This window comes from Elusimicrobiota bacterium, from assembly GCA_016722575.1.
In the GTDB taxonomy this organism is placed as follows: domain Bacteria; phylum Elusimicrobiota; class Elusimicrobia; order FEN-1173; family FEN-1173; genus JADKIY01.
The window spans coordinates 539921-563354 of record JADKIY010000002.1; the positions used below are offsets into that span (position 1 = coordinate 539921).

20 protein-coding genes are annotated in these 23434 nt (G+C 64.2%); 1 reads left to right on the forward strand and 19 read right to left on the reverse strand.

From position 1 onward, the window contains the following. Positions 1 to 302: 302 nt before the first annotated feature. From rsmH to IPP68_06120, 19 genes are all read right to left on the reverse strand, one after another. Complete coding sequence (gene rsmH / locus IPP68_06030) at positions 303 to 1178, reverse strand: 16S rRNA (cytosine(1402)-N(4))-methyltransferase RsmH (protein ID MBL0349915.1); 876 nt, start codon at positions 1176 to 1178, stop codon at positions 303 to 305. A 30-nt stretch (positions 1179 to 1208) separates the two neighbouring features. Further along, positions 1209 to 1634, reverse strand: coding sequence for a division/cell wall cluster transcriptional repressor MraZ (gene mraZ / locus IPP68_06035; protein ID MBL0349916.1), 426 nt, complete (start codon positions 1632 to 1634; stop codon positions 1209 to 1211). 169 nt (positions 1635 to 1803) lie between these two features. Further along, on the reverse strand, positions 1804 to 2751 hold the full coding sequence (locus IPP68_06040) for a tyrosine-type recombinase/integrase (GenBank protein ID MBL0349917.1): 948 nt from the start codon (positions 2749 to 2751) through the stop codon (positions 1804 to 1806). Beyond that, positions 2706 to 4898, reverse strand: coding sequence for a type I DNA topoisomerase (gene topA, locus IPP68_06045; protein ID MBL0349918.1), 2193 nt, complete (start codon positions 4896 to 4898; stop codon positions 2706 to 2708). Before topA ends, IPP68_06040 begins: the two co-directional genes overlap by 46 nt. Then, a complete protein-coding gene (gene dprA / locus IPP68_06050) occupies positions 4880 to 6055 on the reverse strand; it encodes a DNA-protecting protein DprA (GenBank protein MBL0349919.1) in 1176 nt (391 codons plus the stop codon). The genes topA and dprA overlap by 19 nt, the downstream gene beginning before the upstream one ends. A 70-nt stretch (positions 6056 to 6125) precedes the next feature. Beyond that, positions 6126 to 6515, reverse strand: a complete 390-nt coding sequence (locus tag IPP68_06055; GenBank protein MBL0349920.1) for a tetratricopeptide repeat protein — start codon at positions 6513 to 6515, stop codon at positions 6126 to 6128. A gap of 13 nt (positions 6516 to 6528) precedes the next feature. Then, positions 6529 to 7515, reverse strand: coding sequence for a LysM peptidoglycan-binding domain-containing protein (locus IPP68_06060; protein ID MBL0349921.1), 987 nt, complete (start codon positions 7513 to 7515; stop codon positions 6529 to 6531). A 115-nt stretch (positions 7516 to 7630) separates the two neighbouring features. Further along, positions 7631 to 7888 (reverse strand): hypothetical protein, encoded by a 258-nt coding sequence (locus IPP68_06065; GenBank protein ID MBL0349922.1) that lies wholly within the window; start codon positions 7886 to 7888, stop codon positions 7631 to 7633. After that, complete coding sequence (locus IPP68_06070; protein ID MBL0349923.1) at positions 7885 to 10002, reverse strand: glycine--tRNA ligase subunit beta; 2118 nt, start codon at positions 10000 to 10002, stop codon at positions 7885 to 7887. Before IPP68_06070 ends, IPP68_06065 begins: the two co-directional genes overlap by 4 nt. After that, complete coding sequence (locus tag IPP68_06075; protein MBL0349924.1) at positions 9999 to 10862, reverse strand: glycine--tRNA ligase subunit alpha; 864 nt, start codon at positions 10860 to 10862, stop codon at positions 9999 to 10001. The genes IPP68_06070 and IPP68_06075 overlap by 4 nt, the downstream gene beginning before the upstream one ends. After that, positions 10859 to 11542 carry a DNA repair protein RecO gene (gene recO / locus IPP68_06080; GenBank protein MBL0349925.1) on the reverse strand — a complete coding sequence of 228 codons (684 nt, stop codon included), beginning with the start codon at positions 11540 to 11542 and terminating at the stop codon, positions 10859 to 10861. The genes IPP68_06075 and recO overlap by 4 nt, the downstream gene beginning before the upstream one ends. A 1-nt stretch (position 11543) precedes the next feature. Beyond that, positions 11544 to 12929: a magnesium transporter gene (mgtE, locus tag IPP68_06085; GenBank protein ID MBL0349926.1), complete on the reverse strand. Its 1386-nt coding sequence runs from the start codon at positions 12927 to 12929 to the stop codon at positions 11544 to 11546. Beyond that, the gene (locus tag IPP68_06090) at positions 12926 to 13942 is read right to left on the reverse strand and encodes a DUF21 domain-containing protein (protein MBL0349927.1); all 1017 of its coding nucleotides are present in this window, start codon (positions 13940 to 13942) and stop codon (positions 12926 to 12928) included. Before IPP68_06090 ends, mgtE begins: the two co-directional genes overlap by 4 nt. Then, a complete protein-coding gene (locus IPP68_06095) occupies positions 13939 to 14970 on the reverse strand; it encodes a DUF21 domain-containing protein (protein MBL0349928.1) in 1032 nt (343 codons plus the stop codon). Before IPP68_06095 ends, IPP68_06090 begins: the two co-directional genes overlap by 4 nt. 7 nt (positions 14971 to 14977) lie before the next feature. Beyond that, positions 14978 to 15439 (reverse strand): rRNA maturation RNase YbeY, encoded by a 462-nt coding sequence (gene ybeY, locus IPP68_06100; protein ID MBL0349929.1) that lies wholly within the window; start codon positions 15437 to 15439, stop codon positions 14978 to 14980. Then, on the reverse strand, positions 15436 to 16968 hold the full coding sequence (locus tag IPP68_06105) for an HDIG domain-containing protein (GenBank protein MBL0349930.1): 1533 nt from the start codon (positions 16966 to 16968) through the stop codon (positions 15436 to 15438). Before IPP68_06105 ends, ybeY begins: the two co-directional genes overlap by 4 nt. Positions 16969 to 16982: 14 nt before the next feature. Further along, positions 16983 to 17987: a PhoH family protein gene (locus tag IPP68_06110; protein ID MBL0349931.1), complete on the reverse strand. Its 1005-nt coding sequence runs from the start codon at positions 17985 to 17987 to the stop codon at positions 16983 to 16985. Positions 17988 to 18155: 168 nt separating this feature from the next. Beyond that, on the reverse strand, positions 18156 to 19955 hold the full coding sequence (gene aspS, locus IPP68_06115; protein MBL0349932.1) for an aspartate--tRNA ligase: 1800 nt from the start codon (positions 19953 to 19955) through the stop codon (positions 18156 to 18158). Then, positions 19952 to 21283, reverse strand: coding sequence for a histidine--tRNA ligase (locus IPP68_06120; GenBank protein ID MBL0349933.1), 1332 nt, complete (start codon positions 21281 to 21283; stop codon positions 19952 to 19954). The genes aspS and IPP68_06120 overlap by 4 nt, the downstream gene beginning before the upstream one ends. A 132-nt stretch (positions 21284 to 21415) precedes the next feature. Between IPP68_06120 and IPP68_06125 the strand changes: the two genes are divergently transcribed. Next, on the forward strand, positions 21416 to 23419 hold the full coding sequence (locus IPP68_06125; GenBank protein ID MBL0349934.1) for a patatin-like phospholipase family protein: 2004 nt from the start codon (positions 21416 to 21418) through the stop codon (positions 23417 to 23419). The last annotated feature ends 15 nt before the right edge of the window (positions 23420 to 23434 follow it).

The window sequence follows — 23434 nt, forward strand, 5'->3', positions numbered from 1 at the left end:
TGAACGGCGACTCAAAATCGTCCGGGAGAGAGGAAGAAGGGTTCGCCTTCCCCCTCTCTTCCCGGAAGTTGCAGCCCGTGGTGTCAAAGAGGCAAGGTGTCTCCGCCGAGAGAAGACACCCAGCCCAAAACGTTTCCGTCGACCGCCGATCGCGGGCGCCCACCGGACACGACGCCGCGTCGCGTTCCTCAAAAGGGCGGGTGCCTCCGCCGAGAGAAGACACCCTGGCCCCAAAACGTCGCCCGCGCCCCAACGGTGAACGCGACAGCTCGGCGCGCCCGCCGCCGGCCCTCGAGCAGGGCCTAAATTTTCTCAAACACCCGAAGCTTTGCGCTTCGACTGCGGGGGTTTCCCCGCTGTTCGTCCCGGGAAGCGACCAACACTTTCTTGTTGACCGCCCGAAGGGGACCTTCCCGCCACTGGTCCTTGCCGTAGCGCTTCACGACCCGGTCTTCCGTGGAGTGAAACGTGATCACCGCCAATCGTCCGCCCGGTTTGAGAACCCCCGGAGCGCGTCCGAGCATTTCTCGAAGCCGCGGCATTTCCCGGTTCACCGCCATGCGCAGGGCCAAAAACACCCGCGTGGCGGGGTGGCTTCGACCGCGCCGCGGAATCCAACGGCAAACAGCGTCCGCCAAATCTTTCGTGGTGCTCCAGCCGTGGGCGTGCTCCTTGAGCCGCGCGACCAGTTTGCGGGCAAACCGCTCTTCCCCCGCCTCCCGCAGGACCCCTTCCAACTCCTCGGGGTCCACCCGTTTCAGATACTCGAGCGCCGTTTCCCCGGTGGGCCCCATGCGCATATCGAGAGGGCCTTCCCGCGAGAAACCGAACCCCCGGGACGCCTCGTCGAGTTGCAGCGAGGACACCCCCAGATCCGCCAGGATCCCGTCCACCGACGCTGGTTGAAGGGCCAGTATCTCATCAAATCGCTCAAAATTCCCGGCCGCCAAACGGACCCGGTCCGCCCAGAGGCTCAGCCGCTCGGTGGCCCGCGCCAGCGCCGCCGGGTCCTGGTCCAAACCGATCACGCGCCCCGTCGGACCCACCGCCTCGGCGAGAACCGCCGCGTGGCCGCCCAAGCCCACCGTCAAATCAACGTACAGACCGCCCGGGCGTACGTTCAATCCCGCCACGACTTCCGAAACCATCACGGGGACATGGCCCCGGCCTTCGTTCAAAGAACCTTCCCCGTCCACCGGACGCGGGCCCTACAAATCGATTTCGGCGGCGATTTTGGCGGCGCTCTTCTCCGCGTTCCGCCTATATTGTTCCCAACGCTCCGAGGACCAAAGTTCGATCCGTGATTCCATACCCACCACCGTCACGTTGCGGGTGATGCCGGCGTATCGCCCCAACGATTCGGGGACCAAGAGGCGCCCCTGTCCATCCACGTCCGACAAGGTCGCCCCCGAAATCAAAAGCCGCTTGAAGGCGCGCGCGTGCGCTTTGTTGGAAACGGGCAGCGCGTCCAGTTTCGACAGGAGTTTTTTCCATTCGGCCTCCGTGTAAAGGGACAGGCAGCCTTCGAGTCCCCGCGTCAGCACAAACCGTCGAACGTTCTGGCGGAGCCGGGCCGGGAGGGCCAGGCGGCGTTTCTCGTCCAATCCGTGCCGGTATTCGCCGCCCAGAAACATTTGCCGCACTCTCCACTTTTCCACACACTAAGCCACAACTCACCACAATTCCCCACCGCTGGGACAACTATAAATACCGCGATGGAATTTGTCAAGCTTTTTTTACGGAGCGGGGATTCGGTCCGGGCGGCGGTCGGCCGCCCGACGGAACGGAAACGCGGGGAGCGGATTAGGCGGAGCGGGGGTGCGCCCGGTCGTACACTTGGCGAAGACGGGCGGTGGTGACGTGGGTGTAGATTTGCGTGGTGGATAAATTTTTGTGGCCCAACATTTCCTGCACGGAACGCAAATCGCACCCGCGGTCCAAGAGGTGGGTGGCGAAAGAGTGGCGGAGGACGTGGGGATGAACGCGCCGCTCGATGGCCGCGCACCGGGCCCAGGCGGAGACCAACGCGCCCACCGAACGGGAACTCAATCGTCCGCCCCGGGCGTTCACGAAGAGCGGCGTCCCGCGGGCCGCCGCCCGGTCGCCCCAGGCCAACCCGCGTTCTCGCGCGTATTCCCGCAAAGCGGCCAGCGCCCGTTCCCCCACGGGAACCACGCGCTCCCGGGACCCTTTGCCGAAGACCCGCACGGTGCCGGCCCAGATGTCCACGTGCGTCGTGTCCAACCCCGTCAATTCCGACACCCGCAACCCGGACGAATACAGGAGCTCCAGAATCGCCCGACCCCGGGCGGGGGACGGGCCTTCCCAACGAAGGGCCAGCAGTCGGTCCATTTCAGGGGCGCTTAAAAAAGTGGGAACGCGGCGTTCCCGCCGCGGTCGGGGGATTCCGTCCAAGGGATTCTCCCGGAGGATTCCGGCGGTCTTCAAATAACGGAAAAACGCGCCGAGGGCGTTGTATTTTCGAAGGAGGGTGGAACGGCGGTAGGGGCGCTCCCCCCAGGCGGCCAAAAAGGGGCGGAGACGGGAACGGGTCCACTGATCGACGGGAAGGCCGGCCCAATTCCGACGGGCGTGGGCCTCGAGGTCGGACAAGTCGGATCGATAGGCGCGGAGGGTGGCGGGGGAAAGGCCCTTTTCCCCCCTCAAATAGAGCCAGTAGCGACGAAGGGCTTCGTCGATTCCCATCAGGCCGGCGGCGCGGCCGGGGCGACGGGCTTGATGTTGCGGCAACGGGGGAACCCCGAACACGCGAGGAACGGCCCCCGGGCGCCCACGCGCTTCAACATGGCTTTCCCGCACTTCTGACATTTTTGATCCGTCATTTCGGGTTTGGGGCGAATGATTTTCTGCCCGTTTTTGTCGACGGAGAAAGTCGTTTTGCAGGCGGGATACCCGGTGCAGGCCAAATACCGGGAGGGCCGGCCGAAACTCCGCCCCTGACGCATCACCATGGGTTTGCCGCAGTTCGGACAGACCTCGCCGGTTTCCTCGGGAACGATTTTCTTCAGGTTCCGGTCCACCGGGATCGTGCTCTTGCACGTCGGGTACTCGGAACACGCCAGGTAGCGGCCGAATCGGTTTTCCCGCAACCCCATGGGGGATCCGCATTTCGGGCATTTTTCGTTCGTCGGCGTGGGTTTGATTTCCACCCGGGCCATGCCGGTTTCGGCTTTGGCCAGGTCCCGTTCGAAGGGCGTGTAAAACTCCCGCAGGACGTCGGTCCAAACGGCGGTGTTTTCGGCGATTTGGTCCAACTTTTCTTCGATCTTGGCCGTGAAATCCACGTTGACGATTTCCGGGAAGTGGGCGCACAATTGAACGTCCACCGTCCGCCCCAGTTCGGTGGGGTAGAAGCGGCGGTCCTCCAATCGCACGTAGCCCCGGTCGACGATCGTGTGGATGATGGGGGCGTAGGTGGACGGGCGGCCGATCCCGTGCTCTTCCAAGACCCGCACGAGGCTGGCTTCGTTGAACCGCGGGGGCGGCTCCGTGAAATGTTGTTCGGGCTTCAATTCCTTCAGGTCCACCCGGTCCCCGGCCTTGAGCGGCGGCAGCGTTTTGCTCTCCTCGTCGGCGTCCTTTTTCGCGTCCTCGTCCGCCACTTCGCCGTAGACGGCCAAAAACCCCGGAAACTTCAACGCGTGGCCCGTGGCGCGGAAAAGGTACGACGCCGCGGCGATGTCCACCGTCATGGTGTCGAAAAGAGCGTCGGCCATCTGGCTGGCCATGAAGCGCTGCCAAATCAATTCGTAGAGGCGGAACTGGTCCGGCTCCAGGAAGGAACGGACGGATTCGGGCGTGCGCGAGGGCTTGGTGGGGCGGATGGCCTCGTGGGCTTCCTGGGCGCCCTTCGCTTTGGTTTTGTAAACCCGCGGGCGGGGCGGAAGATGGTCCTTGCCGTAGCGTTCCTCGATAAAGGCCACCGCTTCCTTCTGCGCCTCTTTCGCCACGTTGACCGAATCGGTGCGCATGTAGGTGATGAGACCCTCGGCCCCTTCGCCGGCTTTGACTTCGATGCCTTCGTACAATTGCTGAGCCACCACCATGGTGCGGGACGCCGAGAAATGAAGCCGCCGGGACGAATCCTGCTGCAGGCTGGCCGTCGTAAAAGGCGGGGTCGGCGACCGGCGGCGCTCCTTGGGTTCGACGGATTTGACGACGTACGTCGCGCCCCGAAGTTTCTCCAGCACCGTGTCCAACGGGTCCTTGGAACGGAAAGAAAATTTGGTGAACTTGGTTTCGCCTTCGGCGAACAATCCGGCCGCGAAGGCCTGTCCGGATTTCTCCAGAAGCGCCGTGAGGGTCCAGTATTCCTCGGCCTTGAATTTCTCGATTTCCTCTTCCCGGGCGCAGATGAGGCGAACCGCCACGGATTGGACCCGCCCGGCGGAAAGTCCGCGCCGGATTTTTTTCCACAACAGGGGCGACAGGCGATACCCCACGAGCCGGTCCAACACCCGCCGGGCGACCTGCGCGTTGACCAACGCGTCGTCGATGTCCCGGGGGTGCTTCACCGCGTCCTGGAGGGCTTCCTTCGTGATTTCGTGAAAAGTGATCCGCTTGGTCCGCGCCAGATCCAACTTCAAGGCGTGGGTCAAGTGCCAGGCGATGGCTTCGCCCTCGCGGTCGTAGTCGGTGGCGAGGTAAACCTTGTCGGCCGCCTTGGCCAGGCGGATCAACTCGGGAAGAATTTTCTTGGCCTTCGGCAATATCACGTAGGAGGGTTTAAAATTATTCGCGGGATCGACGCCCAGTTCCTTGGACGGGAGGTCGCGGATATGCCCGTAGGAACTGCGGATGACGAAGCCCTTGCCCAGCATTTTGCCGATGGTTTTTTCCTTGGTCGGCGACTCGACGATCAAGAGGGATTTGGCCATGAAAGATCCTTTTTGGATGGAACGGCGGGCAACGCCCGTTCCGTTCGCACGTAATTTTTTCCCGGCAATTCCCGGGCCCATCCCGATAATTCCAAGCGCAGCAACCCCGTGGCGACCTCGGCCGGCGCCAGGCCCGTCCGGGCGGCCAGCGCGTCGATCCCGACGGGTTCCACCGCCAATGCCGCCAGAAGCCGCCGGGCGCCGGGGGCCAGATCGCCCGGACCTTCCGGTTCGCCGGCCGGCGCCGGACGAGGAGTGCGCATCAACTCCGACAGAGCGCGGATTTCCTCTAAAATATCTTCCGCGGACTCCGCCGGACGCGCGCCTTCCCGAAGCAAACGGTGGGGCCCCCGGCTTCCCGGGGAAAAGACGGACCCGGGGACCGCAAAAACGTCCTTGCCCTGATCGGCCGCCAACCGCGCGGTGATAAGCGCGCCGCTCTTTTCCCGGGCTTCCACCACCACGACGCCCAGGGCCAGCGCCGCGATCAGGCGGTTGCGGCGCGGAAAATGAGTGGCCTCCGGCGGCGATTCCAGAGAAAACTCCGTGAGGACCGCCCCGCTCGCCGCCATCCGTTCCGCCAGCCGGCGGTTTTCCGGGGGGTAAAACCGGGAAAACCCGCTTCCCAAAACGCCCACCGTGCGGCCGTGGGACGACAGAGCCGCCGCGTGGGCGGCCGCGTCGACGCCGCGGGCCAAACCGCTGACCACGGTCACGCCCGCCTCGGCCAACTCCCGGGCCAGGCGTTCGGCCACCGCGCGCCCGTAGGGCGACGCGGTGCGACTGCCCACCAACGCCACCGCCAACTCGTCCCGGGGACGGAGCGTCCCCCAAAGGTAAAGCACGGGGGGCGCGTCCCGCAGGAATCGGAAAGCGGCCGGATAATTCGAGTCCGCGCCCGAAATCACTTTAAACCCCGACCCCCGAACGGCGGCAAGCTCCTTTTCCATCGCCGGACGGAGAGCCGCCAAATCCTTTCGAAAATCGCGCGAGGCGGACCCGAAACCTTCGACCGCTTCCCAGGCCTCGACCGGGGCCGCCAGAGCCGCCGCCGCGGAAGGGAAACAACCCAACAGATGGCCGAACCGAACGGGCCCGATTTTGGGGTGAAGGCTGAGAAGAAGCCGGGCTTCGGTTTCGTCGGTTGGAAAGGTCACGTCCCCCCCCGGGGCCGAATAAAAAAACCCGTTCCGCCGGTTTTCGGGCGAGCGGGTGACACCAACGGAATTATCTGGATCTTAAAATTTGAAGATTGTTGTTGACCGATTTGGAAAAACGGCCCTGCGGGTATTTGTCCAAGCACGTCTGATACATGGCGATCGCTTCGCGCCAGCGCCGCAATCGCTCCAAGCACGACGCCGCGCCGAACAGGGCGCCTTCGGCGCTCGCCGAATCCGGATAATTTTCCAAAACGCGCTGATAAATTTCCAAAGCGCGCTGATCCCGATTGAAAAGTTCGTGAAAACCGCCGACAACTAAAAGGACCCGATCCGCACGCCACGTGGCCGGGTGTCGATCGATGAAGTGAACCAACCCGTCGTTGGAAATGGCGCGGTCCCACCCCAAAAATCCGAGGATAATAAAAAAGGCCAGCTGAAGAAGATGTCGGTAGGTCAATTCCCGACCGCGATCAATTCGCCGCGAACTTCACCAGGTCGCCGACGCGAATCGGCTCCAGGCTGTTGGTGATGACGGCGGTGCATCCCTCGTCGTTGACTTGGCTGGTCACCATGACGGTTCCGACCCGCTTCAACATCTTCCCCGTCTGTTTTTTCAGAAAGGGATCGCGGATTTTCTTGCCCAACCGGTAAATGTATCCGATCATCCGGGGCTGGACGCCGGACGCGGCGCCAACGTTCAAGAAAACCACATCGCCCTGGGAAATCATCATTTTCTGCTCGCGGTCGCGCAAAATGTACCCGTCGTATTCCCAATCGGGACCGGCGACAAAGGTGTCCGACACGCCGCCCATAAAGCCGGCGCCGGGCACGCTCCCTCTTTTAATCGGGGCGGGCGCGGGCGCTTCCTCAACGGGTTCGGGCTCGGGTTCGGGTTCCGGAGCGGCGGCGATGGGTTTGGGGTTTTCGGCCGGGGCGGGCAGCGCGTCCGGGGTGTCCGGGGCCGCGGCTTCTTCCACGGGCTGGACCGTCGTCGACGCCGTCTCCGCGACGGGCCCGGCGTCGGCCGCCGGGGATTTCTCCGCCGGAGGCGCGGCCGGCGTTTCGGCCATCATTTGCGCGGCCGACACGGACGGGATGACCACCTGTTGATCGGGATAAATCAGGTCGGGATTGGTGATCGTCGCTTTATTGGCTTCCCAAATCTTGGTCCACAGGAAGGGGTCTTTCAAATACGTGTTGGCGAGGTTCCACAGGGTGTCGCCTTTGACGATCTTGTAGGTCCCGTCGATGGCCGCGTCGGGCGCCGCCGCTTCGGCGGCCGGTTCCTCGGCCGCGCCGTCCGCCGGCGTCACCGTCGTGCCGTCCGCGGGAGCCGCCGCGGAGGCTTCCGTGGCGGGGGCTTCCGCCGGCGCTCCGGTCTCCTCCGCCACCGCCCGAATTCCGGCAAAAGACAAAGCGGCCGCGAGGAAAACGAAAAGTTTGGCGACACGATTCATAAAGCCTCCTGAAAGCAGGGTCATCGTCTGGGAACGTTCTCGGCGGGCCAGATGAAAGGCAACATCCCTCTATATTGTAGCAACGGTTTCTTTATAATCCAAAAAGGGAGGACTGTCAAGGGCTTCGGTGGGAAGGCGCCCCGGAGGCGGCGTCCTCCCGAATCAGGGAGTCCAAGCGTTCAAAATCCGCCCGGGAGAGCCGCCCTTCCTCGCGCCAACGGTCCAAGCGCGCGGCGACGGGGGCCAACTCCCGCGGCAACGGGGGCTTTTCGAGGACGAAGACCGGGGCCTCCGCGGCCCGCACCGCGGGCCGAAAAAGCCGCGCCATCATCCACAAAAGGACGGCCGCCCCGACCAATCCCGCCCAAATCATTTGGCGGGGGCGCGCACGTCCTGAAGGCGCGAGAGGTCCGCCAATCGATCAAAACACGCCCGGACCATCGACAGCAATTTGAGCCGATTTCGCCGAAGGTCCACGTTCGGATCCATGACGATGACCTGGGTAAAAAAAGCGTCCACGGGCGCGCGGAGCGCCACCAAATGGCCGAACGCCCCCGCGAAATCGCCCCGGCCCTGGGCGTCCGCCACCCGGTCCGACGCGGTGCGAAAACCTTCCAGCAAATCTTTTTCGGCCGGAAGGGTCAACGCCTCGGTTTGAAGGGCGGCGTCCCCGGGGGCCTCCCCTTTTTTTTCGGCCTGCTTCAAGAGATTGGTGGCGCGTTTGAACGCCGCCGACAACGGTTCGAAATCCGGGTGTTGCCGGATGGCCCGCAGGGCGTCCAACCGCCGGCGCGCGTCGGCCACGTCGTGGAACCCCACGGCCGTCACGGCGTCGACTTCGTCGAAACGTTCCCCCCGCGCCTCGGCCAAGGCCGCCCAGCGCTGACGGAAAAACTCCCCCAACGCTTTTTCGGCGGCCGGCTTTTCCCCCAAAAAGTCCGGAAGGCCGCGAACGGCGTCCCGGATCAAATCCGTGAGGGACAGCGCCCAGCGCCGCTCCTCCAAAATTCGAAGCACGCCCACCGCCGCCCGTCGAAGGCCGTAGGGGTCTTGGGAACCCGACGGGATTTTTCCGATCGCGAAATTGCCCGCCAAGGTGTCGATTTTGTCGGCCACGGAAACGAGGGCCGCCGTTTCCGAGGACGGCAACGGGCCTTCGGCGGTGAGCGGCCAATACTGCTCCTCCACCCCGGCGCTGACCGCGGGCGTCTCCCCGTCGACCGCCGCGTAGATCCGCCCCATTACGCCCTGCAATTCGGGGAATTCGCCGACCATACCGGTGGTCAAGTCCGCCTTGGACAACAAGGCGACGCGACGGGTTTCCGCGACGGCGTCGGGACCGAGCCCCAACCGCCCGGCGATCAAATCCAACAACACGACCACTCGGTCCGTTTTGTCTTTCAGATGGAGTTTGGGCGACAGGAACGCGATGCCCGCCAAGTCCACCACGCGGTCGGCCAAGGGGCGCTTGCGGTCCTGCCCGAAGAAAAACGCCGCGTCGGCCAAACGGGCCGCCAACACCCGCTCGTACCCTTCCCGAACGACGGACTGGTGGTCCGACAACCCGTTGCGGATCCCCACAAACAGGGGAAGGAGTTCCGTGGCGGCGGCGTCTTTGAACACGGGAAAATATTTCTGGTGCTTTTTCATGGAGGTGACCAGCACCTCGACGGGCAAGGCGAGGTATTTTGCGTCGAACCCGCCCACGATGGCCACCGGGTGTTCGACCAAGCCGGTCACTTCGGTCAACAGGTCCCCAAAGCGCTCCACGGGCACGTGGCCGTGGACGGTTTTGACGGCGTGACGAATCTGTTTGACGATCAATTCCCGCCGTTCGGCCGGATCCACGATGACGCAGTGGTCCCGCAACAGCGCGGGGTATTTCGCCGGGGCGGTCACGTCGAAGGGCTTTCGGGCGTGAAAACGAAGCCCCCGGGTTTTCTTGCCCGATTTGACGCCGGCCACGGTCACCGGCACGACCTTGGACCCGTGGAGGGCGACCAGCCAACGGATGGGCCGGGCGAAGGCGGTGCGGCCGGCTTCCCACACCATGCTCTTGGGAAAAGACAGCCGGGCCACCCAATCGGCCAAAAGCGTCGGCAACAATTTATCGGCCGTTCCCCCCGGAATTTTTTTCACGGCCAAGAGGCGCGGTCCCCGGTCGGTGTCTTTCACCGTCAATTGATCGGCGGCCAGTCCCTGGGAGCGGGCGAACCCCAGGGCGGCGGGGGTCCAAGCGCCGGCGGCGTCCTTCGCCTGAGCCACGGCGGGACCGAGGGCCTCCTGGACGCGGTCCTCGGCCCGGTCGGCCAAACGTTCCACCAAAACGGCCAGTCGGCGGGGCGTGCCGAACACGTTCACGGCTTCGAACGACAGGCCGGCCGCGGCCAGGGAGGCGCGCGCCCCGGTCTCCAAGGCCCGAAAGGCGTCGGGAAGAAAGCGGGCGGGAATTTCTTCGGTGCCGATTTCGAACAGAAGGTCTTTCACGCGGGCACCTCTTCCCGGCCGGCCAGGGTCTCGACGTATCCTTCGGCGACGCGGCGGGCCAAGGCGCGTACCCGGCCGATGTAGGTGACGCGCTCGGTGACCGAGATCGCCCGGCGGGCGTCCAACAAATTAAACAGGTGGGAACATTTCATCACGGCGTCGTAGGCCGGCAAGACCAGTTTCTTGTCCAACAAGCGGCGGGCCTCGGCTTCCCAATCGTCAAAATGCCGACGAAGGGTGGGCACGTCGGCTTCTTCAAAATTGTATTGGGAAAACTGTTTTTCATCGTTCAAATGCACGTCCCCGTAGCGCACCGTGGGGGTCCAGAGCACGTCGAACACGCTGTTCTTTTTTTGGGAATACATGGCCAGCCGCTCCAACCCGTAGGTGATTTCGACCGAAATCGGATTCAAGTCGATGCCCCCCACCTGCTGGAAATAGGTGAATTGCGTGATTTCCATTCCGTCCAGCCACACTTCCCACCCGAGGCCCCAGGCGCCCAGGGTCGGCGATTCCCAGTCGTCCTCCACAAAACGGATGTCGTGGCGTTTGGGATCGATCCCGATGGCCGCCAGGGAGGCCAGGTAGCTCTCCTGGATATCCGAGGGAGCGGGCTTGAACAGTACTTGGTACTGATAATAGTGCTGAAGGCGGTTGGGGTTCTCGCCGTAGCGCCCGTCCGTCGGACGTCGGGACGGTTCCACGTACGCCGCGGCCCAGGGTTTGGGGCCCAGGCAGCGCAAAAACGTCGCGGGGTTGAAGGTGCCGGCGCCTTTTTCGATGTCGTAGGGCTGCCAGAGGAGGCACCCCTTTTTGGACCAAAACTTGTGGAGCGCCAAAATGATTTCTTGAAACGTCACCGCGCGACCTCCGTGGGAATTTGATGCTTGGCCAAATAGCGGCCGAGGACCCGTTGATGAACCAAACTTTTGAGCGGCCGGTGAAGCAGGGGCGCCTGGGATTTTACCAATTGTTCTTCGGCCCAGGCGGCCCGTTCGACGCCGGGGGCCGCCGCCAACGGTCCGGCGAAATCCCAGCGATCCAACGCCGCGGCCGTCCCGTCCTCCAACCCCGTCACCCGGGCCGCCCGCGCCGCGTCGCCGTAACCGGAGAGGGCGATGAATTGAATCAGGAAAGCGAGGCGCACCACGACGGGCTCTTCCCGTTCCAGGGCCGCCAGGGACCGGGACAGCAAATCGAATTTTTCCGGGTGGGCCTGAAGCAAGGGGGTAAAGCGCTCCGTCCACTCGCACACAAAAAGGGCCGAGGTGCCCCGGGCCCAGTCCCGTCGAAGGACCGGAAGGCCCACGTCCAGCCCGCCCCCCGTGACCCGGGCCGAGGCGCCGCCCTCCGGGAGCCACAATCGAAAACGGGACAACGAGGCGGGTTCGGTGGCCGCGGCCAATTTGGCGCCGGGTCGACGGGCCCCGGCGGCCCGGGCGAACAGCCGGCCTTTTTCCCGGGTAAACAGCGTCAGGCGCTTGTCGGTTTCGGAGGCCGGTTCCGCCGCGAGGACGACGGCCGCGACGTTGACGTACACGTCAACGCACCAGCCAGCCCGCCGACAGCGCGATCGTGGCCAGGGTCAGGTAGGCCGTGACGCTCATCAAATCCGTCATGGTGCTCACCAGGGGCCCCACGGCCACCGCGGGGTCCATTTTAAAACTGTGAAGGATGAAGGGCTCGATGGCCCCCATGGTCGAGGCGATGGTCATGGAAAAAAGGACGCCGGTAAAAACAACGACGGGAAAGGCGAAACCGAACCGCCCGTGGTAGGTCACGTAGGCCACGGCCGCCACGGCCAGGCCGTAGCCGGCGCCCATGTAGAGCCCCGCCAAAAACTCCCGCCGGGCCATCTTCTTCCAATCGCCCGGTTGCACGTGGCCCGTGGCCAAGCCGCGCACGCACAGGGTCGACGACTGGGTGCCCACGTTCCCCCCCATGGCGGCGATGAGCGGCATGAAACTGGCGAGGGCCACGGCCTGGGCCAAGGTCGCTTCAAACCCCCGGACGATGGCGCTCACGACCACTTCGGCCAGGCACGTGGTGATCAGCCACGGCATGCGAAGGCGGGCGATGCGGCCGGGGCTGGCCTCCTCCAATTCCTCGGCCGTGGTACCGGCCATTTTGGCGATGTCCTCGGTGGCTTCCTGGCTGATGACGTGGAGGATGTCGTCCACGGTCAAAACGCCGAGCAGCCGGTTGTCCTGATCCACCACCGGGGCGGCCATCAATTTGTATTTGGAGAAGACCTGGGCCGCGACCTCCTGGTCCATGTCCGCGCGCACTTTGATCAATTGCACGGGCCCCATGAGTTGGGACATGCGCATGTCCCGGGGCGCCGCGATGAGCGCCCGGGGCGTCACCACGCCCATGAGGCGGCCCTGGTCGTCCACCACGTAAATCACGTTCAAGTCGCTCATGCGGTGGAGGCGGCTCACGGACCGGACCAAATCCAGGGCCTGCTGGGCGGTCAATTTCGGACCCAGCGTCAGGGAATCGGTGTGCATGAGGGAGCCGGCGGTGTTGGGCGGGAAAACGCGCTCCGGATCCGGGCGGGCGGTCTGGGACCGGCGAACGAGGGTGATCATGCGGCGAAGGGAACGCTCCGGCAGCCGGTGGAAAAGCGCCGCCGCGGCCTCGGGCCCCATTTCCTCCAGCACGGGCCCCAGGGCGTTGAATTCCAGGGCCGAGAGCAATTGCATTTGCTGGTCCGCGTCCAATTCTTCGAACAGTTCGCAGGCCCGCACGATGGGCAGGAGCTTGAAGGTCACGATCCGCTCGAAGGGCGCCAACCGGGCCCACCCCTCGGCCAGATCGGCGGGATTGATTTCCATCAAGTCGGCTTTGAGTTCGCGGTATTCCTTGCGGCGCAACAGTTCCTTGATTTCGGGAATAAAGAGGGCGGAGGGTTGAAGGGAGCTCATGACGGGGACGGGGCGCTGGGCTTGGTCGATCGTTCCTTGGCGATTTCGCCAACGATGGCTTCGAGCGTGTCCTGAAGGGTCACCAGGCCCGACAGGCGTCCGTCGGCGCCGGTGACCAGGGCCAGGTGATGATGGCCCTGCCGGAAGACCCGCAACAATTGGGCCAGGGGCGTCGCCTCCGGCACCCGCAACACGGGCCGCACCAAATCGTCCAACGCAATCAGGGATTCGCTCCGCCATTCGGCGAGGAAGTCTTTAGCGTAAACCATTCCCTCCACGCTGTCAAGCGAACCCCGGAAAACCGGCACCCGGGAATACCCGCTGGCCAACACGCGCTCGATGAGCGCCGTTTTTCCGGCGGAAAGGTCCGCGGCGGTGATTTCCTCCCGGGGCACCATGACCGCCTTGACCGGCACCGAACCGAACCCGATCACGTTGTTCAACAGTTCCCGCACCGGGTGGGCGGCCGGCGCCCGGTCCAGCAGGGCGCGGATCAAGGCGGCGTCCCAGTGGCGCCGTTCTTTGCGCACCGTGCGGGACAACCACGACAGGAGTCCGCCGGTCCGCGTCAAAAGACCCTGCATCAACGGGCCGAAAACGTCGGAAAAAACCTCCAGGGCCGGGGCCAGGGCCAGGGCCAATCGTTCGGCCTGAAGCCGGGCCGCCACTTTGGGAAGAATTTCGCCGAAGACCACCAGCCACAGGCCCGCCGCCGCGGGGAACACCACCCCGCCCCAGGCGAAGGGAATGCCCAAGCCTTCCGCCGCCGCCAGGGCCATGGACACGGAAAGAACGCCCAGCCCGGCGTTGACCAAATTGTTCAAAAGAAGAAGGACGGCCAGGGCCCGGTCCGGATCCCGGCGCCAGAAATCGAGACGCCCCGGATGGGCCACGGCCAGGCGCGCCAATTGCTGGCGGGAGAGGCTCATGAAGGACGTCTCGGCCAGGGAGAATCCCGCGGAGAGCACCGTCAAAAAAAGCCCCAAAAGAAGTTTCGCGCCCAAGAGCGTCACGGCGTGCCCCCCCGCTCTTCCAAATCAAACTCGTCCAGGATGTCCCCGACGATTTCCTCCAGAATGTCTTCCAACGTCACCAGGCCCATGGGCGGTTGGCCAGGGGATTGGACGAGGGCGATGGCCTCGCCCGTCCGGCGAAATTCGTCCAAGGTTTCGGCCGCCTTGCGGTCCGGGGGCACCCGGGTGAGGGGTTTGACCAAGGAGGGAATGTCCGGCGCGGCGACGCCCCGAACGCTCTTAAAAAATTCGAGGGTGCGCAGGTAGCCCACGACGTCCCCTCCCGCCGTGATGGGGACCCGCGAGCGTCCGGTTTCCACCAGCAAGTCCATGAACCGCTCGGCGCCGCCCGGTCGATCCAGAATTTTCAGGTCCAGGGTGTCCATGCGGTCAGACGGCTGGGCCACGTCTCGGACGGTCTTTTGGGAAAAGGCCAGGGCGCGCTGGAACATTTCCGTGGATTCCGCCGGGATCTGCCCCGCGGCCCGGGACTCGTCCACCGCGTGGTGCAGTTCCTCGAGACTCACAACGGTGAGCGGATTGACCGGCGCGCGATTGAGCGTCGGGGCGAACCGTTGAATCACCCACCCCAGGGGTCCCCAGACGATGTACAGGGCGCGGGTCAACCGGCTCAGGAGGGGCAGGGTGATTTCGGCCACCCGTTCCCGGTAGGCCCGGCCGATAATTTTGGGGACGATTTCCCCCCCCACCAACAGAAACGCGGTGACCACAAGCCACACGGCCAGGTTGACCGCCGGGCGCGGCCAGCGGGCGTACAGCGGCAGGGCCGCGACCGCGGCCAAACTCGAGAAACCGAAATTGACGAAGTTGTTGCCGAGCATGAGGACCGATAGGAGGCGGTGGGGATGGGAGAGCCAATCGTGGAAATAGGTCCGAAGCGTCGGCGCCAAAAGCGCCAGGCGTTTCATACGCAGGGCCGAGAGCGCCGTGATGGCCGATTCCGCCATGGAAAAAAAAGCGGAGGCGGCCAGCAACACGGCCAAAACCATGAGTTGTATCAACAGCACGGGCGGTTCAGCGGGGCCGGACGCCCATGACCCGGCGGACGATGGGCTCCTGGACGGCCCACATGCGGGCCCGGGGGGCGGGCTCGTAGTCGGTGTACCCCAGCAAATGGAGGGTGCCGTGGGTCGCCAGGCGCACGATTTCCTCGTCCCAGGTGGACCCGAACCGCCGGGCGTTCAAGCGGGCCTGGTCCGTGGCGATGTACAGGTCGCCGAAGGGCGCGCCGGCGGGCGGGGCCTCGAACGGGGAGCGGCCGCGCTCCGCGGGGTAACGGAAGGCGATGACATCGGTGAATCGGTTTTTTCGGCGGAACCGGCGGTTGAGAACCCGCAGGCGCGCGCGGGTGGTCCAAACGATTTGAAGTTCCCCGCCCCGAACGCGGCCGTGGCGAAGGGCCGCCCGGGCGCCTTGAACCGCTTGGGCTTCGGCGGCGGGACGCCGGGCGCCCAGGGCGGAACAAACGATGTTCACTTTTTGGAAACCGGGGCCGCGGCGCGCATCTCCACGTCGGTTTCCTGGGACGTGGGGTAGCGAATCCGGGTGTGGTAAACGCCGACCAAGGTGTTCACAAAACTGTCTTTGACCTGCTGGATTTCCGCCAGAGTCAGAGGCACGTGGTCGAATTGACCGTCCCCGATTTTGGATTCCACGATGCGGGCGACGTGGTCCGCCAGGCGCTGGTGCGTCGGGTTTTCCACGGTGCGGGTGGAGGCTTCCACCGAATCGGCGAGCATAACGATGGCGGTTTCCCGGGTCAGGGGGCGCGGACCGGGGTAGCGGTAAAGGTCCTCGTCCACGTCCTCGGCGCCGGCGCGTTCAATGGCTCGGCGGTAGAAATACTCGATGCGGGAGGTGCCGTGGTGCATGGTGATGAAATCCATGAGCGTCCGGTCCAAATTGTGTCGCTGGGCCAGAGCCAACCCGTCTTTCACGTGGGATTGAATCACAATCCGGGACATGTTCGGCGGCAGCAACTCGTGGGGGTTGCCCAGGGCGCCTTGGTTCTCGACAAAGTATTCCGGCTTGGCCAGTTTGCCGATGTCGTGAAAATAGGCCCCGACCCGGCAGAGAAGCGCGTTGGCCCCGATGCGTTCCGCCGCCGCCTGGGCCAGGGACGCCATGATGAGCGAATGGTGAAACGTGCCGGGCGCTTCCAGGCTCAATCGCTTCAACAACGGATGATTGACGTCGGAAAGTTCCAGGAGGCGAATGTTGGACAGCCGGGAAAAAAACAGTTCCATATACGGCAAAAGGCCGAGAGTCAACAACGTGGACAGGGCGCTTCCGACGGCCACCCATTTGACGGCGAACAACGTGCGGGCCCCGGACCAACCTTCCATCATGGCCAACATCGCGACGGCCGCCGCTCCGCCGATGGCCACCCACAGGCCCGACCGGGTGATGTCCCCCCGGGTGCGAACCCGCAGGGCCCGGGAAACCCCGGCCATGCCGCCGAAGCAGGCGACCAACGCCGACTCCAGCGAAAACCCGTTTAAAATGCCGAACACCAAACTCAACACCACCGTTGAAATCACGGCCAGCCGGGGGTGGAGGAGGATCGCGGCCAACAACCCCACCAGCGGCAGCGGGAAACCGAAGGGCGAGATCCAGGGAAAATGTTGGGCCGCGTCGAACCACAATTCCATGCCCAAGACGCTGCCGACAATTAACACGCCCAAAAAGGCCACCGCGTCCTCGTCCTGGGCCAAGTCGGGATGATCGAAACGAAGGTAAAGGGAAAACAGGGCGATCAACGCCGTCGAAAGAATCAACACGGCCAGCGCCTGGGACCACCCCGGGCCGATCTCCAGAAACAGCACCGCGGACAGCATGGCCCACACGGTCGCCCCCACGGCCCACACCGGGACATGGATTTCCCGGTGAAGGAAAATGGAAGACCGCGGCGCCGACAGGGGCCCCGACCGCTCGGTCCAACGCAGGAGCCGAAGAAGGAACGGGCGCAACGTGTGGCTGACGAATTGGGTGAACAGGTGGCTCATGGGAAAGGGGCGGTTTAAACGGCCGGGCGCTCGGCCCCCGGGGGCGGGGTCCGGCCCCGCTCGTCCCAGGCGTCGAAAGCTCGGATGATCTTCTTAACCAGGGGGTGCCGCACCACGTCCACTTCGGAGAAACGCACAAAATCGATGCCCTCGACGCCCCGCAGGACGTCCTGAATTTGCACGAGGCCGGAGGTCAGTTTTTTGTCCAAATCGATTTGCGTCACGTCGCCCGTGATGACCATGCGGGAGCCGTTTCCCATGCGGGTCAAAAACATCTTCATCTGCTCGGGGGTGGTGTTTTGGGCCTCGTCCAAAATAGCGAAGGCTTCGTCCAAGGTGCGGCCGCGCATGTAGGCCAGGGGAATGATCTCGATGGTCTCGTCCTCCCGCAACTGGCGGAAGCGGTCCGCGCCCACCATGTTGTGGAAGGCGTCGTAGAGGGGCTTCAAGTAGGGATGCACTTTTTCGTAAAAGTCCCCCGGCAAAAATCCGAGTTTTTCCCCCGCCTCCACCACCGGGCGGGTGAGGACGATCCGGTTGACCCGGCCGCTTTCCAAGGCCGCGATGGCGCAGGCGACGGCCAAATAGGTTTTGCCGGTTCCGGCGGGACCGACGGCGAAGACCATGTCGTTGTCCTGAATGGCTTTGACGTAGGCCTGCTGGGACGGGGTTTGGGGCCGGATGGCCGCCCCGGTCACCGTGACGTAAACGGAATCCGGCGGGTATTTGTTCGGGGGCAGGCCCGGCAGGGGGACCTCGACGGATTCAACGCGGGCTCCTTTCTGTTTGGAGCGGACGGCGGTGCGCCGCATTTCCTCCAGAGTCGCCAGGGCCTGGTCCACGGGCTTCGGACGGCCGCGCACGGCCAGGGTCAACCCGGCCTCGTTGGCCCTCTCCGAGGGGCGCACAAAAATCTGGACGGTGAAGCGGCGCTCCAGCTCCCGAAGGTTCTTGTCGTGTTGGCCGAAGAGGAGGATGGCCTCCTCCTGGTCCGCCAGGGCCAGGCGTCGGGTCACCACGGGGAGCGCCCCCCCAAAACAACAGAACCCCGTCGGCCGCCCGCGGAGGGCGACGGATCGGGGTTCGTCCAAGAAGTCGTTCGAGTCAGTCCCAAAAGGGTGTCGAGCATGCGCAATGAACCGCTTTCAAGTGTATCCCCCGGACCGGGCCTTGTCAACGGAAACCGATCATGCTTTTTTGGGTTCCGGAGCGCGGGCGATGCGCAGGGAAAGCTCTTTCAGCAGCTGGGCCTCGTCCACGGTCGAGGGCGCCCCGCTCATGGGGTCCGCCCCCCGCTGGGTTTTGGGAAAAGCGATGACGTCCCGGATGGAATCTTCCCCCGTCAGAAGCGCCACCAGGCGGTCCAACCCCAGCGCCAAGCCGCCATGGGGCGGAGCGCCGAAATCCAGGGCGTCCAGCAAAAAGCCGAACTTGGCCCGGGCCGATTCCCCGGAAATTCCGAGGATTTCGAAGATTTTGGACTGCAGGGCCGTTTGGTGGATTCGAAGGCTTCCGCCGCCGATCTCGGTGCCGTTCAGCACGATGTCGTAGGCCCGGGAACGGAACGCCGACAACTGTTCGGCGGGCGCCCCGCCTTCCAATAGGGCTTTTTCGTTTTCGGGCGCCGGCCGGGTGAAGGGGTGGTGGACGGCGTTCCACTTCTTGTCCTCGGCGCTGTATTCGAAGAGCGGAAAGTCCACGACCCAGAGGAATTGGAACACGCCCTCGGTTTTGGTCCACCCGGCCCGCCGGGCCAATTCCACCCGCAGGGGGCCCAGATAGGCCGAAACGTCCGCCGCCGGGCCCGCGCCAAAGAGCACGATGTCGCCGGTCTTGGCGCCCACGGCCTTGGGCAAATCCGCCAATTCTTTTTCCGACATGAATTTGGCGATGGACGACTCGGGGCCCTTGTCCGTCATTTTGAGCCAGGCCAGACCCCGGGCGCCGAAGGTTTTGACCCAGTCGGTCAGCTTGTCGATTTCCGTCCGGGACATGGCCGCGCCGCCGGGAAGGCAAAGGGCCCGGACCACGCCGCCGCTTTTCAACGCGTTGGCGAACACCTGGAATTTGGTTTCGGCGAACACCGAAGAGACGTCCTGGATTTCCATGCCGAAGCGCAAATCCGGCTTGTCGGAGCCGAAGCGCCGCATGGCTTCGTCGTAGGAAAGCCGGGGGAAGGGGGTTGGGATGTCCTTGCCCAGGGCGGCTTTAAAAACCGCTTTCAGCAGGGTTTCCACCAGGCCGATCACGTCGTCCACATCGATGAAAGACATTTCCAAATCGATCTGGGTGAATTCCGGTTGGCGGTCGGCGCGCAGGTCCTCGTCGCGAAAACAGCGGGCGATTTGGTAATAGCGGTCGAACCCGGACACCATGAACAACTGTTTGAAAAGCTGGGGCGACTGGGGGAGCGCGTAGAAGGTGCCCGCGTTTAAACGGGACGGCACCAAAAAGTCCCGGGCGCCCTCGGGCGTCGACTTGGTTAAAAAGGGCGTCTCCAGTTCCAGGAACCCCTGATTCGCCAGGACGTCGCGCACCGTCTGGGTAACTTTGTGCCGAAGGATCAAATTCTTTTGCAGGGGCGGCCGACGAAGATCGAGGTAACGGTACTGCAGGCGGACGTCTTCGCTCGCGTTGCTGTGTTCGGAGATCTCAAAGGGCGGCGTACGGCTGACGTTCAACACCTCCACGGCTTCCACCCACACCTCGATTTCTCCGGTGGACAAATTCGGGTTCACGGTTCCCGCCGGCCGGAGCCGCACGGTGCCGACCACTTCCACCACCGCTTCGCCGCGAAGGGCTTCCCCCGCCGCGAAAATCGCCTTCTGTTCGGGGTGGAACACCAGCTGCACGAGCCCTTCCCGGTCCCGCAAATCGACAAAGATAACTCCGCCGTGGTCCCGCCGGTTGTGCACCCAGCCGTTCAAGGTGACTTTTTGGCCTTCCCATTTCTTGGTGACGAGACCGCAGTAGGTTGTTCGTTTCATTGGACCGGGGAGGACTCCTCGATGATTTTAGAAAAAGCTTTTTGAAATTCGTTCGGCGAGGCCGGCGCGGCGTCCTGGCGTCCGCCGGCGTCGCGCATGAATTTGATGGCCACGTCGGGGCGGCCGTTTTCCACCCGGCAAAACACCACCCAGTCGGCCCCCCAGGAATTGGCCCGCCGAAGCTGGCCGTTCAGACTTTGATGCCGCGACCCAAAATCGAACTCCCATCGACGGACGTTCGGCCGGGCGTCCACGGCCTCCCGGGCGGCTTCCAGGAGCGTCGCGGCCCAGGGTTCGACGCTCGCGCCGTCCTTGTCGAAAGCGAAGAACACGCGCTTGGTTTGGATCTCGTCCAGTTTCTCCGCCCGAATCAATTTGGCCGAGCGGTCCAGCCCCAGGGCGAACCCCACGCCGGGCAAGTCGGGGCCGCCCAACTGCTTCACCAACCCGTCGTAACGGCCCCCCGCGCCCACCGCGTCCTGGGCGCCCAAATCGGTGGATTTGATTTCAAACACCGTCCGCACGTAGTAATCCAACCCCCGGACGATCGCGGGGTCTTTCACGAACACAAAATCCCCGTGGCGTCGTTGGTGTTCGGCCAACACGTTTTGAAGGTCCTCGTCGTAGGCGCGGCAGGGGGCGCAAAGGAAATCGGCCATTGGGGGCGCGTCGGTCAGGGTCGGCCCGTCCACTTTGCAGTCCAGGACCCGCAGGGGGTTTTTCTCCAACCGGCGTTGGCAATGTTCGCAGAGGGTGTCCCGCCGCCCCAACAAATAGTCCGTGAGGGCGGCCCGGTGGGCCGGCCGGCATTGGGCGTCGCCCAGGGTGTTCACGTGGAACCGCAGTTTGGCCACGTCCACGCCCGCGGCGTGAAGCACGCCGTGGGCCAAAAACATCATTTCCGCGTCCGCCCAGGGCGACAAATTCCCGAAGGATTCGGCGCCCACCTGCCAAAACTCCCGGTAGCGCCCGGCCTGGGGCCGCTCCGCCCGAAACATCGGGCCCATATAAAAAAGCTTTTGGAACCGGGGGTTCTGATCGAAACCGTGTTCAAGGAAGGCGCGCACGACGCCCGCCGTGCCTTCGGGCCGGAGCGCCAGGGAACGGCCCCCCCGGTCCTCGAAGGAAAACATTTCTTTCTCGACGATGTCCGAGGTTTCGCCCACGGACCGGGAAAACAAGTCCCGGGATTCAAACACGGGGGGGCGGATTTCCTGAAAACCGTGAAGGCCGAAGAGACGGCGGGCCGCGTCTTCGACCAGGCGAAAACGGGTCAATTCTTCGCCGACGATGTCGCGGGTACCTTTGGGGGCGGTGGGTCGGGTCATGGGTGGAGTTTGGAGACTCGATTTTATCATTTTCGCCCGGAGGGATTTCGGTCCGCGCCGCCTTGACAAACCCCCGTTTCGGGCCTTCCCTTAGAGAGGGAGCGTCCGGTTCAGCGCCCCGGAGACCACGACATGACACCCTTGACGCCCGATTGGGCGCCGTTTCTCCGAAAGATTTCCCTTTTCGCCCAGCTGGGCGAGGAGGCGATGGCGCGGCTGCGTGAACGGGTTCACTCCCGCGCCGCGCCGCGGGGGACGATCCTCTTCCACCAAGGCGACGACAGCGATTCCCTGATCGTTCTTTTGGACGGCGAAATCCGCCTCTCGAAGATTGAAAACGGCCAGGAGCATTTGGTGACCCTGCTGGGCCGGCGGGGCGACACCATCGGCGAAATGACCCTCTTGAACGGCCGCACCCGGCCGGTCACCGCCCGGGTGGAACGCGACGCGGATTTTCTCGTATTGGAACGGAAGGATTTCGACGCGCTCCTCGCGGAAAATCCCACCTGGGCCCTCCCTCTCGCGCGGCAATTGTCCGAACAACTCGTTCAGGCGGCCACCCTGAACGGGGACCGAAAAACCTCGGTCAACCGCTTGTACGCCTTTTTCACCCCCGTGCCAGGTCCCGACCGGGTGGTCCTCGGGGTGAACGCCGCCCTCTCCGTTTTAGAACAAAGCCGGCGCCGGGTCATTGTCGTCGACATGGCCGGACGCCCCCTGGATCGGCTGGCCCCGGCCCTGGGCCTCGCGCGGGGGGCCCCCCCGACGGATTGGCGGGCCGAGGATTTTTCAACCCCCGACGGCCTGCGGCGCCGAATCGAACGCCACGCCTCGGGGCTGGACGTGTTGACCCTCCCCGTCGCCCTGTTCGACGCCCGGTTTACCGAAAGCTTTTACCCTCTGCTCCACACGCTCCGGCGTGAATGGGACCATGTCGTGTTTCTCCTGGAAGGCGACATGAACCGCTTGACCCGGGCGCTGGTGGGCGAGGTGGACCGCGTCTTGGTGGCCTGGGACGATCCCCCGTCGACCGCGGCGGAGGTCTTGTGGCGGGAACTGGAAAGCCTGGTGGCCGCCCCACGCCTGGACCGGGTCGAATTGAACTCGGGCGACCGGGCTCGGCGGAATCGCCCGGGTCATTTCATGATCCCTTGGCCCCGGGGGACCGGCCAACGGATGCTGGGCAGCGGGACCCCCTTTCTGGGGGCGGTGGACGCCCGCGCCCACCGGGGCCTGGACCGAATGGCCCGCCACCTGACGGGGCACCGGCTCGGTCTGGCCATGGGATCGGGGGCGGCTCTCGGGTATTCGATCATTGGGATTTTGCGGGTGTTGGAGAGAAACGGGATTTACGTGGATCTGATTTCGGGAACTTCGATGGGCGCCTTGATCGGAAGTTTTTACGCCATGGGGCGCACCCCGGACGAGTTGGAAGATATCGCCCTGAGCATCACCAAGGTGAAATTGTGGTCCATGGTGGATTTCACGCTCCCCCCCTGGAAGGGGATCATCATCGGCAACGGCGTGCTGAAGTTCCTCAAATCCATTCTGGGGGACGCGACCTTCGACGACTTGCAGCTCCCCTTCGCCTGCGTGGCCACGGACATCAACACCGGAGAGGAACGAATCATGCGCCACGGCGCGGTGGCGGAAGCGGTTCGGGCCTCCCTCTCCCTGCCCTTTTTCTTTCAACCGTTTCTGCACCAGGGGCGCTATTTGGTGGACGGGGGGTTGGTCAACCCCGTCCCGTCGTCGGTTGTCCGCTCCATGGGCGCGGACATCCGCATCGGCATCAACATCACGACGAAACCCGCCGTCAAGCACTTCCCCGGCTTTAAATCCCGCCTGTCGCCCTTGGACCGGTTGATCGTCCCCAACGTGGTTCGGGTCATGATGAAAACCCTTTACACCATGCAATACGGCATAGCCCAAACCCGGGCCCACGACTCCAACGTGGTCCTGGCGCCGGACCTGTCGGCGTTCACCTGGATGGAATTCCATCGGGCCGCGGACATCATTCGGGTCGGGGAGGACAACGCGGAATTCATGTTGCCCAAGATCAAAGCCCTTTTGCCCTTCCACAACGACCAGTGCCGTATTCCCCTCCGAGCCCCGGTCACCGTCCGCCCCTACTGACGCCCCCCGCCGAGC